Origin of the sequence: Amycolatopsis thailandensis (assembly GCF_002234405.1) — a bacterium.
In the GTDB taxonomy this organism is placed as follows: Bacteria; Actinomycetota; Actinomycetes; order Mycobacteriales; family Pseudonocardiaceae; genus Amycolatopsis; species Amycolatopsis thailandensis.
This window is the reverse complement of the sequence record NZ_NMQT01000290.1, coordinates 1-846: the sequence shown is the minus strand read 5'-3', so window position 1 is coordinate 846 and position 846 is coordinate 1. Positions and strand designations below refer to the sequence as shown.

The following is an 846-nucleotide window of genomic DNA, read 5'->3' as shown; positions in this document are numbered from 1 at the left end:
AACCGGTCGCCAGGTTGATCACCGGAGCGGTGACGAACACCACCCCCACCTGACCAGACCCATACGACACATGCCCCAGCGCCTCCACCGAACCAGGAATCGCCCGCGGCGCCACCGCCAGCCGATCCCCCGTCTCCTTCAACGACTCCAGCGTCACCCCCTCCACCTTCAACCGCTCCACCAGCAACCTCGACGCTTCCTCGTCCGCCGCCTTCGTCGCCACACCCCGCACCCACACCGCACCCGCGTGGAACACCCCCGCGAACGCACCCCCCAAAGCACCACCCACGAACGAGCCCAGCAACGACTTGCCATCCAGCCCGTCCCGCTTCCCCGCCGCGATCTGACCAGCCTGGATCGACAGATCCAGACCACCCATGATCCCCGCACCCGCAGCCGCGAACCCCGCCACCGGAACCAAGGCCCTGCCCACCCCATTGATCACCTGAACGCCCAGTTCCTTCGTCAGCCTCAATCCGGCAAGCGCCTTCATTTTCGCGACCAGACCACGCCAGATCGCCATCAACGCCTGCCGCGCCGTCAACTGCGCCAGCCCCACGAACGCCGCACCGATCAACGTCGCCAGCAAGTGAATGATCGTCGCCAACGCCATCGCCGCCATCGCGACCATCATGACCTTGGCCTTCACCACATCCGCCGCGGCCGTCTTCGCCATCGACGCCAGACTGTCCGACGCCTCCCCCAACGCCTCCACACCTGAAACCATGCCCTTGCCCAGAAAAGACGAAAAGAACTCCCCGGTCTCCCCCTCCAGCGCCGCGTCCACCCCCGCACCGCTCGCCCGCAACGCGGCCCGATACTCCCGCGCGGCCACCTCGAACTCAC

General features: G+C 67.0%; 1 protein-coding gene. It reads right to left on the bottom strand.

What is annotated here, in order from left to right; genetic code table 11:
* The coding region (locus CFP71_RS44525; protein WP_167406481.1) for a hypothetical protein at positions 1-846 on the bottom strand (846 nt) is incomplete at both ends.